The organism is Stenotrophomonas sp. Y-13, assembly GCF_046267925.1.
Taxonomy (GTDB): Bacteria; Pseudomonadota; Gammaproteobacteria; order Xanthomonadales; family Xanthomonadaceae; genus Stenotrophomonas; species Stenotrophomonas acidaminiphila_A.
Genome location: NZ_CP176501.1, coordinates 2,982,193 through 2,995,754, shown reverse-complemented (window position 1 = coordinate 2,995,754; position 13,562 = coordinate 2,982,193). Strand labels below are relative to the sequence as shown.

9 protein-coding genes and 1 riboswitch are annotated in these 13,562 nt (G+C 71.1%); of the genes, 4 read left to right on the top strand and 5 right to left on the bottom strand.

All coding sequences use genetic code 11. The features are described from left to right. Positions 1 to 404: 404 nt before the first annotated feature. Positions 405 to 1,358: a Nudix family hydrolase gene (locus ACJ7VY_RS13540; protein ID WP_240213249.1), complete on the top strand. Its 954-nt coding sequence runs from the start codon at positions 405 to 407 to the stop codon at positions 1,356 to 1,358. Here ACJ7VY_RS13540 and ACJ7VY_RS13535 read toward each other — a convergent pair. The 3 genes from ACJ7VY_RS13535 to ACJ7VY_RS13525 form a co-directional block, all read right to left on the bottom strand. Then, positions 1,348 to 1,923, bottom strand: a complete 576-nt coding sequence (locus ACJ7VY_RS13535) for a DUF4124 domain-containing protein (RefSeq protein WP_409475832.1) — start codon at positions 1,921 to 1,923, stop codon at positions 1,348 to 1,350. The two genes, ACJ7VY_RS13540 and ACJ7VY_RS13535, sit on opposite strands and share 11 nt — an antisense overlap. 51 nt (positions 1,924 to 1,974) lie before the next feature. Then, complete coding sequence (gene metF, locus ACJ7VY_RS13530; RefSeq protein ID WP_161613806.1) at positions 1,975 to 2,805, bottom strand: methylenetetrahydrofolate reductase [NAD(P)H]; 831 nt, start codon at positions 2,803 to 2,805, stop codon at positions 1,975 to 1,977. 95 nt (positions 2,806 to 2,900) lie between these two features. Then, positions 2,901 to 3,659: a hypothetical protein gene (locus ACJ7VY_RS13525; RefSeq protein ID WP_161613807.1), complete on the bottom strand. Its 759-nt coding sequence runs from the start codon at positions 3,657 to 3,659 to the stop codon at positions 2,901 to 2,903. Between the two features lie 540 nt (positions 3,660 to 4,199). Here ACJ7VY_RS13525 and ACJ7VY_RS13520 point away from each other — a divergent pair. After that, positions 4,200 to 4,754 carry a DUF3228 family protein gene (locus ACJ7VY_RS13520; RefSeq protein ID WP_240213246.1) on the top strand — a complete coding sequence of 185 codons (555 nt, stop codon included), beginning with the start codon at positions 4,200 to 4,202 and terminating at the stop codon, positions 4,752 to 4,754. A gap of 3 nt (positions 4,755 to 4,757) precedes the next feature. Here the strand turns inward: ACJ7VY_RS13520 and ACJ7VY_RS13515 are convergent, their stop codons facing one another. Further along, entirely contained in the window at positions 4,758 to 5,972 is a 1,215-nt protein-coding gene (locus ACJ7VY_RS13515) for a GNAT family N-acetyltransferase (protein ID WP_240213245.1), read from the bottom strand. A gap of 171 nt (positions 5,973 to 6,143) precedes the next feature. Further along, a complete protein-coding gene (gene ahcY, locus ACJ7VY_RS13510; protein WP_104939586.1) occupies positions 6,144 to 7,589 on the bottom strand; it encodes an adenosylhomocysteinase in 1,446 nt (481 codons plus the stop codon). A 32-nt stretch (positions 7,590 to 7,621) separates the two neighbouring features. Continuing rightward, positions 7,622 to 7,728, bottom strand: a riboswitch (S-adenosyl-L-homocysteine riboswitch). Positions 7,729 to 7,833: 105 nt separating this feature from the next. On the opposite strand from ahcY, the gene ACJ7VY_RS13505 reads away from it, so the two are divergent. Together ACJ7VY_RS13505 and ppc are read left to right on the top strand one after the other, a co-directional pair. Continuing rightward, positions 7,834 to 10,338: a S9 family peptidase gene (locus ACJ7VY_RS13505; protein WP_409475831.1), complete on the top strand. Its 2,505-nt coding sequence runs from the start codon at positions 7,834 to 7,836 to the stop codon at positions 10,336 to 10,338. 484 nt (positions 10,339 to 10,822) lie between these two features. Beyond that, positions 10,823 to 13,534 (top strand): phosphoenolpyruvate carboxylase, encoded by a 2,712-nt coding sequence (ppc, locus tag ACJ7VY_RS13500; protein WP_409475830.1) that lies wholly within the window; start codon positions 10,823 to 10,825, stop codon positions 13,532 to 13,534. The last annotated feature ends 28 nt before the right edge of the window (positions 13,535 to 13,562 follow it).

Sequence of the window (13,562 nt, the reverse complement as noted above, 5' to 3'; positions counted from 1 at the left end):
ACACCATCGCTGCGCGCGGTTGCTCCATGTTGCGCCGCAAGGCATGGCCCCGTTCTTTTCTGCTTCTCCGGATCAGGGCGGCGCACCATGCGTCCGGCTGGCCTGCATTGCGGTGCCGAATAGGTAGGCCACGCTCTCCCTCGCACCCTGACCCGTCCCCGCATGCGGCCCGCTCTTCGGGCCCGCGTCGTCGTTGGTGCCTCGCGCGGTAGCGTCGCCGACCCAAGGAGCCGCCTGCAGGCGCGATCCCGATGGGTGCCGGCAGTCAATCGACAGAGCCGTACACCTCTGGACCGCCGGTGCGGGGCTCGCCCCGCACGGGGCCTTCCCGACGGGCGCCCAGGCCGGAACTGCACGCAGGCAGGCGATTGCGCCCGGCTCGGGGTTTTCGGCATGCTCGGCGCATGACTTCCTCCCTGCGCTCGATCCATGTCGTGGCTGCCGTCATCACCGACGCGCGTGGCCGCATCCTGCTCAACCGCCGCAACGGCACCAGCGACATGGCCGGGCTGTGGGAATTCCCGGGCGGCAAGCGCGAGCCGGGCGAGACCTCCGAGCAGGCGTTGGCGCGCGAACTGCACGAGGAGCTGGGCATCGAGGCCGAGGTCGGCGACTGGCTGATGGACGTGCCGCAGCTCTACCCGGACAAGCGCCTGCGCCTGGAAGTGCGGCAGGTGCAGCGCTGGAAGGGCAACGCCCGCGGGCGCGAGGGGCAGGCCATCACCTGGGTGGCGCCGGACCGGCTCGGGCGCTACTCGATGCCGCCGGCGGACCTGCCGGTGGTGGCCGCGCTGCGCCAGGCCGATCGTTACCTGGTCACGCCGGAGCCCTCGGCCGGCGGCGATGCCTGGCTGCAGGGCGTGCAGGCCGCGGTGGACGCCGGCATCCGCCGGCTGCAGCTGCGCACACCGCAGGCCGGCGACCGCGTGGCACTGGCCCGCGACGCGGTGGACCGCGTCGGCCGCCACGCCGAGCTGCTGCTCAACCGCGACATCGCGCTGGCCCGGGAGCTGGGCGTGGGCGTGCACCTGGGCAGCGAACAGCTGCAGCAGCTGCAGCAACGGCCGTTGCCGGAAAGCCTGCTGGTCGGGGCCTCCTGCCACGACCTGGCGCAGCTGCAGGCCGCGCAGCGCCTGGGCTGCGACTTCGCCGTGCTCGGCCCGGTGCAGGCCACCGCCAGCCACCCGGGGGCGGCCCCGTTGGGGTGGGCGGCATTCGAACAGCTGCGCGAGCAGGTGTCGCTGCCGATCTACGCCATCGGCGGCCTGGCCGCCGCGGACATCGGCACCGCGCGCCGGCATGGCGCACAGGGCGTGGCCGCGATCCGCGCGCTGTGGCCGCAGCCGGTTACAGGCTGATCCAGAAGCAGTTGTACTGCCGGCGCAGTTTCAGCAGCGTGCGCGAAGGCATGGTGCCGCCGGCGAGGGTCTGTTCCAGGCGCAGCGCGACCGGGCGCGGGCGCCGCGCCGGCACCTCGGCGAACATGGGCGGGGCGTCGGCGGCGGCCGCGCCGCCTTCGCCTTCCGGCAGCAGCTCAGGGTCCCGCGGGAACACTGGTGCGATGTCGACCAGCGGACGCTGCACGATGCCGTCCAGGCGGTCCATCACCCGCGTGGCCTCGGCGCTGGACAGCCCGCCCCAGGCATAGATGCCGGACAGGCGGTTCGGGTCGCGTGCGTCCACCGCCGCGCGGATCTGCGCCACCACCTCGCTGAGCCGGCGTGCGCAGCTGTCGCGGTACAGGCCGCTGGCGCCGGCGGGCCGCGCCTCGGGCAGCAGCCGCGCGCGCGCGCCCATCGCCTCGCACGGCCTGTCGCCGTACACCGTGCGCCCCTGCGGGTCGGTGCAGCGGTTGACCTGCTGCGCCTGCGCGGCACCCGCCCACAGGGCGGCAGGGAGCAGCAGGAGTGGCAGCGCGCGCATTGGCCAAGCCTAACCCGGCCACGCGTGACGGGGTGTGCAGCCGCTGGCGGGTCAGCCGCGGCCGAGCCGCTGCAGCACCGCGTTGGTCGGCCTGGCCAGGTTGAGCGTGTAGAAGTGCAGCGCCGGCGCGCCGCCGGCGATCAGCCGTTCGCACAGCGCCGCCACCACGTCGGCGCCGAACGCGCGCACCGAATCGACATCGTCGCCGTAGGCCTGCATGCGCTTGGCGATCCAGCGCGGGATCTCCGCACCGCACTGCTCGGAGAAACGCCGCAGCTGGCTGAAGTTGGAGATCGGCATCACCCCGGGAATGATCGGCACGTCCACGCCCAGCCTGCGGGTGGCATCGACGAACTGGAAGTACGCGTCGGCGTTGTAGAAGTACTGGGTGATGGCGGCATCGGCGCCGGCGTCGATCTTGGCCTTGAAATGGCGCAGGTCGGCCAGCGCGTCGCTGGCCTGCGGGTGGGTTTCCGGATAGGCGCCGACCTCGATGCGGAACGCGTCGCCGTGCTCGGCGCGGATGAACGCGATCAGTTCCGAGGCGTAGCGCAGGTCGCCGGGAAAGCCCATGCCCGAGGGCAGGTCGCCGCGCAGGGCGACGATGCGGCGCACGCCGATGGCGCGGTACAGCTTGAGCAGCTCGCGGATCTCCTCGCGGGTGCCGCCCACGCAGGACAGGTGCGGCGCCGCCTGCAGGCCATGGTGCTGGTTGAGGTGGCGCACCGTCTCGGAGGTATAGCTCAGGGTCGAGCCGCCGGCGCCGAAGGTGCAGGACACGTACTCGGGGGCATGCGCCTTGAGCCTGCTCGCGGTGCGGTCCAGCTGTGCGCGCTGGTCATCGGTCTTGGGCGGATAGAACTCGAAGCTGAGCGCGGTCATGGCGGGGCGGTGAGTGGGTCTGGCTGCGATTATATCTCTCTATCAAGATGGATGTGCAATTGTTTCTGTTGTCACCGGGCGCTCGTGCGCGCGGTTCAGTGGGCCCGGCGCGCGGCGCGCTGCGGCAGCAGCGCGATGCAGGCCACGATCGCCGCCAGCAGCACCAGCGAGGCGGCATAGCGGCTCAGCGCGAGCCCGCCGTGGTCGAGCGGTTTGTCGAGGAAGTCGCCGACCACCGCGCCCAGTGGCCGGGTGAGGATGAAGGCGGCCCAGAACAGCAGGGTCCTGGGCAGGCGGGTCGCCAGGTGCAGCGCCGCGACCAGCGCCAGCAGGCCACCGAACAGGAGCATGCCGCCGGCATAGCCCAGGCCCTGGGTATCGGCCGCCCAGTCGCCCAGCGCGGTGCCCAGGGTCTGCGAGAAAGTGATGGTCAGCCAGTAGAACAACTCGCTGCGGCGCGAGCCGATGTCGGCCACCGAGACGCTGCCGGTACTGCGCTGCCAGCAGAACAGGGTGCCCAGCAGCAATGCCAGCAGCACGCTGCTGCCGCCGCTGTAACCGATGCCGAGCGAGCGGTCCACATAGTCGGCCAGGGTGGTGCCGACCGTGGTGCTGGCGATGATCGCCGCCCAGTACAGCCAGGGACGGAAGCCGCTGGCGCGGATCTGCACGGCCACGGCGATGGCGAACACCGTGGCGAACAGCACGGTGCCGGCCAGGTAGCCCAGGCCCATCGACATCGTGACCGCGTCGCCGCCCACCTCGCCCAGCGTGGTGGCGAGGATCTTGGTGACCCAGAAGGCGAGGGTGACCTCGGGAACCTTGCTGTCGCCCGGAGCGGCGTGGCTGTGCATGGCGGTGGTCCGGTGGGAAGGCGGCAATGCGACGATGCGCGGGCCGGAGTCGGAGGCTTGTCGGAAGCTCCTTCCTGCCGTGCGGCGCCGCGCAGCCGGCTGGATTGCCGCGGTCATCGGCGGCGCGGGCGGCCCCCGCCGTCATCGCGGACGGCATCGACCGGGCCGGCGCGCGCGGTGCGCCATGTGCCGCCTGGCGCGGCCGGCAACCCCAGCCAGGCAAAGGGCGGGCCGTGCCGGGCACCCCGCCCGCACAGCGCGGTCCACGTTGCTGCCTGCCATGGCCCGTGCGGACAGTGGAACGCGGCGTCCTCCGGCTCCCACCGATCGCCGGCATGCCGGGCGCCAGTGCCCATCACGGCGTCCGCCGCCTTCCGTCGTAACCCGGACGCGCGTGGGCCTGATCGGGATGGCGTCCGCGCTCGCGGGTGCGTGCGCCCTGCGTGGATCAGCGCGCGCATCCCGCACCCGCGCGTGCGCCGGCGTGCGCGGCCGTGGCGCGATGGCCGACAATGGCCGGGTTTTCCGAACGTCCCAGCCATGTCGATCTTCCTCACCCCCTTCGCCCGTACCCGCCTGTTCCCGCGCACGCCGCGCCCGAACACGATCCGCGACTGCACCCCCGAGCAGTTCGAGCGCCATCTCAACACGCATCCGCCGCTGCAGGTGCTCGACGGTTACGCGCCGTTCTGCAAGCTGCACGTGCACCGCAACTGGACCTCCACCCGCTGCCTGACGGTGCCGGTCACCGACGCCAACCGCCACCTGCTGCGCTCGGCCTACGAGGCGCGCACGCGCGAGGAACTGCCGGTGCTGGTGCGCTGGTTCGAGGGCGTGGAGCCGCCGGTGGCCGAGTACCTGGTCGTCATCCTCTACAGCCGCGAACAGCTGGCCAAGGAAGGCGCGCCGATCGACGCCGACTGGGGCGTGGTCGGCTGCCTGTACACCGCCGAGCCGGCGGAAATCCCGATGGCGCCGATCACCATGATGCGCAATGCGCTGGGCGTGGAAGAGGGCGGCTCGGGCGTGCCCATCGACCGCGATGCGTACCGGCGTGCGGTCGCGTTCTGGGAGGCGAACGCGAACTGGCGGTAGGGCTCAGCGTTCCTGCCGGTAGTCGAGCGCCAGGCGCAGCATGTCGCGATGCTGGATGCCGTCCTCGACGATCGCTTCGTCGTAGTTGCGCAGGAAGAAGTCGCGGTCCACCTGGAACACGCGGAAGCCTTGCCGCTGGTAGAACGCGAGCGGGTAGCCGAAGGTGCCGGTACCGACTTCAAGCCGCTGCGCACCTTCGCGCCGATACGTGTCGATCACGTGGGCCAGCAGCCGCGCGCCGATGCCGCGCTGCTGGCGTGCCGGATCGACGGCGATGTTCATCAGCTCGTGGCTGCCCTGCGCGAGCGGCACGACCGCGCAGATGCCGGCGATGGCGCCGTCCATGCGGGCGGCGAAGCAGCGTGCGCCCGGCAGGTAGCCGCGTACCTTGCGTTCCGAGGGGTCGGCCAGCAGGAGCAGCGCCAGCGGCGCATCGGCGGACGGTATTTCGTGGATCGCTGGGATTGTTTCGTCCTTCGGGTCGGCGGCATGTCCGGCCTGCGGATTGATGGCCATGCGCCCGCGCAGGGGCGTCGCGATGAATCCCTCGCGAAAGGCGCCATCGAGCAGGAATGGGGCCTCCCCGGCCAGGGCGAAACCCTGCGTGTCGCCCCGAGCCATAGCCAGGCCCGCATAGCCGGCGACCAGCGCCTGCAGTTGGTCGTGGTTCGGCTCGGCTTCCAACCACGTGGGGAAAACGGAGAGAAGGGCATTCCGGCGATCCTGCAGGATCGAGGGAGTCGTTTTCGATTTCGCCGGAAGCGATTGCAGGCCGAGTGAGCGCCAAGCGGCATGGGGAAATGTTTCGATCGCGACGCCGGACGTTCTCCCCGGCTCTCGCAGGCGTGGCCAACCCCGGCGTTCGAGTCCATCGAAGAACGCTACCGAGAACTGTACGAAGGTGCCGTAGGCAGCGGGTTTTACGTTGCCGGGCAGGCCGGTTTTGGCCGGCGTATTCAACCGCCTCTCGCATACCCGCGAATGTGGCAGCTCGTTGCCGGGGCTCTTCCAGCCCTGTGGGCCGTCGATCAGCAGCAACGTCGCGCCAAGCTCGCCTGCTAGGTTGGATATGTACTCGGCAAGGACGTCCGGATCGGGCGTTCCGGGAAGAGCGGCGTCAAGGAAACGGGCCCGTGCGCACTGCGTGTCTCGATCAAGCAAGGCAATGCCGATGTCCCGATGATGGCGGCAGGCGAGATCGATGGACAGGATGGGCATGCCGTGGCTCCGTGCCGATGAAGGATGGGCGGGCCGTCTGCATGCCCCCCGGGGACGCAAGTATCGCCACCTGCTCCGTGTCCGTGAAGTGCAGCGTGCTGCAGGGTGGAACAGCAGACGGGCGCCTCGCGGCGCCCGTCGTGGTGTTCCCCGCAATGACCGGCGCGCCGGTCAGTAGCGGTAGTGCTCCGGCTTGAACGGGCCGTCGACCGGCACGCCCAGGTAGTCGGCCTGTTCCTGGGTCAGGGTGGTCAGCTTGACGCCGATCTTCTCCAGGTGCAGGCGCGCGACCTCCTCGTCCAGCTTCTTCGGCAGGCGGTAGACGTCGGCCTTGTAGCTGTCCCTGTTGGCCCACAGGTCGATCTGCGCCAGGGTCTGGTTGGCGAAGCTGTTGGACATCACGAAGCTCGGGTGGCCGGTGGCGCAGCCCAGGTTCACCAGGCGGCCCTCGGCCAGCAGGAAGATCGCGTTGCCGTTCGGGAACACGTACTTGTCCACCTGCGGCTTGATGTTGATCTTCTTCACCCCGGCGTAGCCGTTCAGCGCGTCGACCTGGATCTCGTTGTCGAAGTGGCCGATGTTGCAGACGATGGCCTGGTCCTTCATCGCGCTCAGGTGTTCGATGCGGATGATGTCCTTGTTGCCGGTGGTGGTCACGTAGATGTCGGCGCGGCCCAGGGTGGACTCCAGGGTGTTGACCTCGAAGCCCTCCATCGCCGCCTGCAGTGCGCAGATCGGATCGATCTCGGTGACGATCACGCGCGCGCCGTAGGCACGCAGCGAGTGCGCCGAGCCCTTGCCGACGTCGCCATAGCCGCAGACCACCGCGACCTTGCCGGCCAGCATCACGTCCATCGCGCGCTTCAGGCCGTCGGCCAGCGACTCGCGGCAGCCGTACAGGTTGTCGAACTTGCTCTTGGTGACCGAGTCGTTGACGTTGATCGCCGGGACGAGCAGGGTGCCGGCTTCGGCCAGCTGGTACAGGCGGTGCACGCCGGTGGTGGTCTCCTCGGAGACGCCCTTCCAGTCCTTGACCACGCGGGTCCAGTAGCCCGGGCGCTCGGCGTGCACGCGCTTGAGCAGGTTCTTGATGACCTGTTCCTCGTGCGAGCCGGACGGGGTGTTCACCCAGTCGCTGCCGTTCTCCAGCTCGTAGCCCTTGTGGATCAGCAGGGTGACGTCGCCGCCATCGTCGACCACCAGCTCCGGCCCCAGCAGGGTGCCGTCGGCTGCCTTGAAGGTCAGCGCTTCCAGGGTGCAGTCCCAGTATTCCTCCAGGGTCTCGCCCTTCCACGCGAACACCGGGGTGCCGGTGGCGGCGATGGCCGCGGCGGCCTGGTCCTGGGTGGAGAAGATGTTGCACGAGGCCCAGCGCACGTCGCCGCCGATGTCCTTCAGCGTTTCGATCAGCACCGCGGTCTGGATGGTCATGTGCAGCGAGCCGGTCACGCGCACGCCCTTGAGCGGCTGCGCGGCGGCATGCTTGCGGCGGATCGCCATCAGCCCGGGCATCTCGTGCTCGGCGATGTCGATTTCCTTGCGGCCCCAGTCGGCCAGCGAGATGTCGGCGACCTTGTAGTCGCCTTCCTGGGAGAAGGTCTTTGCAACAGCGTTCATGTAAGGCTCCGGTGTGGTGCGAGCAGGCTCGCGTTCGCCGGGCGCCGTTGTTGCATGCCATGCCGTCCGAGCCTGGCCGCCGTGCCGGTCCGGCCCTTGCGGGGGACTCCACACGGCGGTCGCAGCGCCCCTCGGACGGGGGCGCCGATTATATCGCGCGGGGGCCCTGACCAACCAAAGGCAGGGGAGCCGGCGGCCGGGGATTGTTAACGTGTGCGGTTGAAACCGCCCAGAGAGGATTGCCATGACGATGTTCGCTTCCCGCCGCAGCCGCCGCGCGTCCGCGGCGCTGGTGCTGTGCGCCGGCCTGCTGCTGGCCGTGCCGCCGCTGCTGGCGGCCGCCCCGGCCGCCAGCACCGCCGCCAGTGACGCCACCGGCTACCGCCTGCCGTCGGCGGCGCTGCAGGCGGTGGTGGACGCCCCGCGTGCGCCGAGCCTGCGGCTGTCGCCGCGCCGCGACCTGGCGGCCATGCTGCAGACCCCGCCGCTGCCGTCCATCGCCCAGGTGGCGCAGCCGGAGCTGAAGCTGGCCGGCCTGCGGATCAACCCGAAGACCTTTTCCGACAGCCGCTTCTCGTTCGGCAGCCGGCTGTGGCTGATTTCCACCGTGGATGGCAAGGAGCGCCAGATCAGCGGCCTGCCGCAGCCGCTGTCGGTGGCCTCGCTGGCCTGGTCGCCGGACCAGAAGTACCTGGCCTTCAACCAGGTGGACCCGGCCAGCGGCAGCAACGAGCTGTGGCTGGTGGACGTGGCCGCGGGCAGCGCGCGGCGCGTGGCCGAGCGGCTGAACTCGGTGGTTGGCAACGGCTATGCGTGGCTGCCGGGCGGTGACGCGCTGCTGGTGATGCAGCGCCCGGCCGGGCAGGGCGCCGCGCCGGTGGGCGACGGCATCCCGAGCGGACCGGCGGTGCAACAGACCGAGGCGGGCCGGGGCGTGCGCTCGGTGCGCACCTACCAGGACCTGTTGAAGAACGAACACGACGCGCGCCTGTTCGAGTACTACCTGCAGGCGCAGCCGGTGCGGGTGGCGATCAACGGCGAAAGCCGCCCGCTGGGCATGCCGGGGCTGTACCTGGGGCTGTCGTCGTCGCCCGACGGCAACTACCTGCTCAGCCAGCGGGTGGAGCGGCCGTTCTCCTATGCGGTGCCGGTCGGCAGTTTCCCGCGGCGCATCGAGGTGCTGGACGCGCAGGGCCGGGTCGCGCACACGGTGGCGAAGCTGCCGCTGGTCGAAGGCCTGCCGACCGGCAACGACGCGGTGCCGACCGGGGTGCGCTCGATCGTCTGGCGCGCCGACGCACCGGCCACCCTGGTCTGGGCCGAGGCGCAGGACGGCGGCGACCCGGCGCGCGACGCGGCGATCCGCGACGCGGTGCTGGTGCAGGCCGCGCCGTTCGACCGGCCGCCGGTGACGCTGGCGCGGCTGGCCGCGCGCTATGCCGGCATCACCTGGGGGCGTGGCGACGTCGCCCTGCTCAGCGAGTACTGGTGGAAGACGCGCCAGGTCCGCGAGTGGAAGATCGCCCCGGACCAGCCGCAACAGGCGCCGCAGCTGCTGTCCGAACGCTCCGGCGACGACCGCTATGCCGACCCGGGCGAGCCGCTGCTGCAGCCCGACGACAGCGGCCGCGCGCGCCTGCAGTTCACCGCCGATGGCCGCGGCTACTATCGCGTCGGCGACGGTGCCTCGGCGCAGGGCGACCGCCCGTTCCTGGACCGCATCGACCTGGACAGCGGCAAGGCCGAACGCCTTTTCCATTCGCAGGCGCCGTACTACGAGGCGCCGGTGGCGGTGATCGACGGCGATGCGCCGCGGGTGCTGTTCAGCCGCGAGTCCAACGACGAACCGTCCAACCTGTACAGTCGCGCCCTCGGCAGCGATGCCGCGCCGGTCGCGCTGACCCGCAATGCGCACCCGCTGCCGCAGCTGCGCGGGGTGAAGAAGGAGCAGATCCGCTACACCCGCAACGACGGCGTCGCGCTCACCGCCGACCTGCTGCTGCCGCCCGGCTACGACCCGAAGAAGGACGGCCCGCGCCCGCTGCTGATGTGGGCCTACCCGGCCGAGTTCAAATCCGCTGGCGACGCCAGCCAGGTCACCGGTTCCCCGCACCGGTTCAACGCGATCAGCTACTGGGGCCCGCAGGCGTTCCTGGCCAAGGGCTACGTGGTGCTCAACAACCCGACCATGCCGATCGTCGGCGAGGGCGATGCCGAGCCCAACGACACCTACGTGCAGCAGCTGGTGGCCAGCGCGCAGGCGGCGGTGGACGAGGTGGTGCGCCGCGGCGTGGCCGACCGCGACCGGATCGCCGTCGGCGGCCACTCCTATGGCGCGTTCATGACCGCCAACCTGCTCGCGCACACGCGCCTGTTCAAGGCCGGCATCGCCCGCTCGGGCGCCTACAACCGCACGCTGACCCCGTTCGGTTTCCAGGCCGAGGAGCGCAACTACTGGCAGGCGCAGGACACCTACCTGAAGATGTCGCCGTTCAATTACGCCGGCGACATCAAGGACGCGATCCTGTTCATCCATGGCGTGGACGACAACAACTCCGGCACCTTCCCGATGCAGAGCGAACGCATGTTCGCCGCGGTCAAGGGCCTGGGCGGCAACGCGCGGCTGGTGATGCTGCCCAACGAATCGCATGCCTACCGTGCGCGCGAGTCGATCATGACCATGCTGGCCGAGAGCGAGGACTGGCTGGACCGCTGGCTGGCGGCCCCGGCCAAGGGCGGCAAGCGCTAAGCGCGGGCGCAGGCCGGCACGCGCCCGCGCCTGGCGCACACGCCCCACGGCCGCGGTCCGGGCCGTGGGGCGGGATGCCGCGCCTTCGCGCACCCCTTTGCCCGGGGGCGGTTTCCGCGGCCCACCGTGGCGTGCCGGCAGCTGGCCGGTACCCGCCCGCGATGCGCGGGGTCGCCGCATGTCCCGCAGCGTGCTGCATGGGCCTGCTTCCAGCTTGCCCTGCGCCGCGCCCGCGCCGCTGGCGCGCGGCACTGTTCCGCCGACGGTGGCGCCTGCAGCGGTGCGTTCCTGCTTGCGGCTGGGTCGTGGCGCACGTCATCGGCTGTCCCTGGCCGGACGCTCGCGGTGCCTGCTGGATGTCCGCAGCGACAGCCGCCGGACAACATGCAGATGCAACCATTTTCGCCATTGATGCACTGCAAAAAGCGTGGGTTTTTTCAGTTAGGCTTGGGACCGTTCCCGCTTCCGAGGTTCCGGTTCCTGGATGAACGAGTACCGCAGCAGCGTCGTCTTCGCCACCCCCGACCTGCCCCTGCGCGACGACGTCCGTCGCCTCGGCGCGATGGTCGGCGACCTCCTTTCCGAACAGGTCTCGCCCGCGTTCCTCGATGAGGTGGAGGACGTGCGCACCGCCGCGATCGCGCGCCGCGAGAGCCAGGCACCGCTGGCCACGCTCAGCGCGCAGCTGGCCGGGCGCACGCCGCGCCAGGCCGAGGCACTGGTACGCGCCTTCAGCACCTATTTCCAGGTGGTGAACATCGCCGAGCGCGTGCACCGCATCCGCCGCCGCCGCGATTACCAGCGCGCCGGCACCAAGCGTCCGCAGCCCGAAGGCCTGCAGGACGCCCTGCAGCAGCTCAAGGCGCAGGGCGTGACCCTGGAAGAGCTGGCGCAGTGGTTGCCGCGCATCGACATCGAACCGGTATTCACCGCCCACCCCACCGAAGCGGTGCGCCGTGCGCTGCTGGAAAAAGAGCAGCTGATGGTGGCCAGCCTGGTGGACGACCTCGACGGCCAGCGCACCCCGGGCGAACAGGCCGCCGACACCGCGCGCCTGCGCATGGCGCTGACCGCCTCGTGGCAGACCGCCGATTCCTCGCCGGTGCGGCCCAGCGTGGAGGACGAACGCGAGCACGTCGGCTTCTACCTCACCCGGGTGCTGTACCGGGTGATGCCGGTGTTCTACGAATCGCTGGAACAGGCGCTGCTCGCCACCTGGGGCCGCACCCTGCCACTGCCGCGGCTGGTGCGCTTCGGTACCTGGGTGGGCGGCGACATGGACGGCAATCCCAACGTCGACGCGACCACCATCGCCGCCACCCTGGACGCGCAGCGCGCCGCGGTCCTGGAGCTCTACCAGAAGGACCTGCTCAAGCTCGCCAGCCTGCTCAGCCAGTCCACCGAGCTGGTCGGGGTGAGCGAGGCGGTGCGTGCGCGGGTGGACGCCTACCGCGCGCTGCTGCCGCAGGTGCAGTCGCGCCCGCGCCACGCCGACATGCCCTACCGCCTGCTCAACGACCGCATGCGCGCGCGCCTGCAGGCCACGCTCGACGACGCCGTGGGCGGCTATGCATCGCCGGATGAACTGATCGACGACATCCAGCTGATCCTCGACAGCCTGGATGCGAACAAGGGCCGCCACGCCGGCTGGTTCTCGGTGCGGCGCCTGCTGTGGCGGGTGCGCACCTTCGGCTTCCACCTGGCGCGGCTGGACGTGCGCCAGGAATCGAGCGTGCATGCGCGCGCGCTGGCCGAGGTGCTGGGCGGGCAGGCGGCATTCGAGGCACTGGACGCCGCGGCGCGGGCGCGGCTGCTGTCGCCCTATGCCGCCGGCGAGGCGGTGTTGCCGCGCGGCGACGACGAGGCCGGGCAGCGGCTGGACAAGGTGTTCGCGGCGCTGGCCGACGCGCGCGCCCGGCACGGCGCCGACGCGCTGGGCAGCTACATCATCTCCATGGCCCACGACCGCGGCGACGTGCTCGCGGTGCTGGCGCTGGCGCGCCGCGGCGGCCTGGTCGACGAACGCGGCGCGGTGCCGCTGGACATCGCGCCGCTGTTCGAGACGGTCGACGATCTGCGCCATGGCACCGCGACCCTGGGCGACCTGCTGGGCGACCCGGTGTACCGCGCGCACCTGGCCGCGCGCGGCGACGTGCAGATGGTGATGCTCGGCTACTCGGACAGCGGCAAGGACGGCGGCATCGCCGCCTCGCGCTGGGGCCTGCAGCAGGCGCAGGTGGAGCTGTTGGCGGTGGCGGCCGCGCATGGCGTGCGCCTGACCTTCTTCCACGGCCGCGGCGGTTCGATCAGCCGCGGCGGCACCAAGACCACGCACGCGGTCGATGCCTCGCCGCCGGGCAGCATCGACGGCCGCCTGCGGGTGACCGAGCAGGGCGAGGTGATCCACCGCAAGTACGGTATCCGTGCGCTGGCGCTGCGCTCGCTGGAGCAGGCGGCCGGCGCGGTGCTGCGCGCGAGCCTGCGGCCACGCCCGGCCGAACCGCGCGAAGCGCAGTGGACGCCGGTGATGGACATCGTCGCGGCCGCGAGCGCGCGCCGCTACCGCGACCTGGTCGGCGATGCGCAGTTCATGGCGTACTTCCGCACCGCCACCCCGATCGACGTGATCGAGCGCATGACCCTGGGCTCGCGGCCGTCGCGCCGGCTCGGCCAGGACGCGGCGCTGTCCAACCTGCGCGCGATCCCGTGGGTGTTCGCCTGGAGCCAGGCGCGGGCGGTGATTCCCGGCTGGTTCGGCGTCGGCAGCGGCCTGCAGGCGGCCGCCGACGCCGGGCACGAGGAGCGGCTGCGCGAGATGGCGCACGACTGGCCGTTCTTCGCCACCTTCCTCGACGACATGGCGATGGTGCTGAGCAAGGGCGACATCCACATCGCCGAGCAGTTCTCGCGTCTGGCCGGGCCGCTGCATGACCGCTTCTTCCCGGTGATCCGCGAAGAACTGGCGCTGACCGCGCATTGGGTCAAGCGCCTGGGCGGGCAGCAGGAACTGCTGGCGCACGATCCGCGGCTGGCGTTGTCCATCCGCCTGCGCAACCCCTACATCGACCCGATCAGCACCCTGCAGGTGGACCTGCTGCAACGTTGGCGTCACAGTGGCCGCGAGGACGACGCGCTGCTGCGCGCGCTGGTGGCCTGCGTGAACGGGGTAGCGCAGGGGGTGCAGAATACCGGCTGAGGGGATCCGTCGCACGGGGAGGTGAACG

What these genes read in the sequence shown, in the direction of transcription:
- ppc (WP_409475830.1), top strand. Translation starts at nt 10,823, where the DNA reads ATGAACGAGTACCGCAGCAGCGTCGTCTTCGCCACCCCCGACCTGCCC.
- ahcY (WP_104939586.1), bottom strand. Translation starts at nt 7,589, where the DNA reads ATGAACGCTGTTGCAAAGACCTTCTCCCAGGAAGGCGACTACAAGGTC.
- ACJ7VY_RS13535 (WP_409475832.1), bottom strand. Translation starts at nt 1,923, where the DNA reads ATGCGCGCGCTGCCACTCCTGCTGCTCCCTGCCGCCCTGTGGGCGGGT.
- ACJ7VY_RS13525 (WP_161613807.1), bottom strand. Translation starts at nt 3,659, where the DNA reads ATGCACAGCCACGCCGCTCCGGGCGACAGCAAGGTTCCCGAGGTCACC.
- ACJ7VY_RS13520 (WP_240213246.1), top strand. Translation starts at nt 4,200, where the DNA reads ATGTCGATCTTCCTCACCCCCTTCGCCCGTACCCGCCTGTTCCCGCGC.
- metF (WP_161613806.1), bottom strand. Translation starts at nt 2,805, where the DNA reads ATGACCGCGCTCAGCTTCGAGTTCTATCCGCCCAAGACCGATGACCAG.
- ACJ7VY_RS13505 (WP_409475831.1), top strand. Translation starts at nt 7,834, where the DNA reads ATGACGATGTTCGCTTCCCGCCGCAGCCGCCGCGCGTCCGCGGCGCTG.
- ACJ7VY_RS13540 (WP_240213249.1), top strand. Translation starts at nt 405, where the DNA reads ATGACTTCCTCCCTGCGCTCGATCCATGTCGTGGCTGCCGTCATCACC.
- ACJ7VY_RS13515 (WP_240213245.1), bottom strand. Translation starts at nt 5,972, where the DNA reads ATGCCCATCCTGTCCATCGATCTCGCCTGCCGCCATCATCGGGACATC.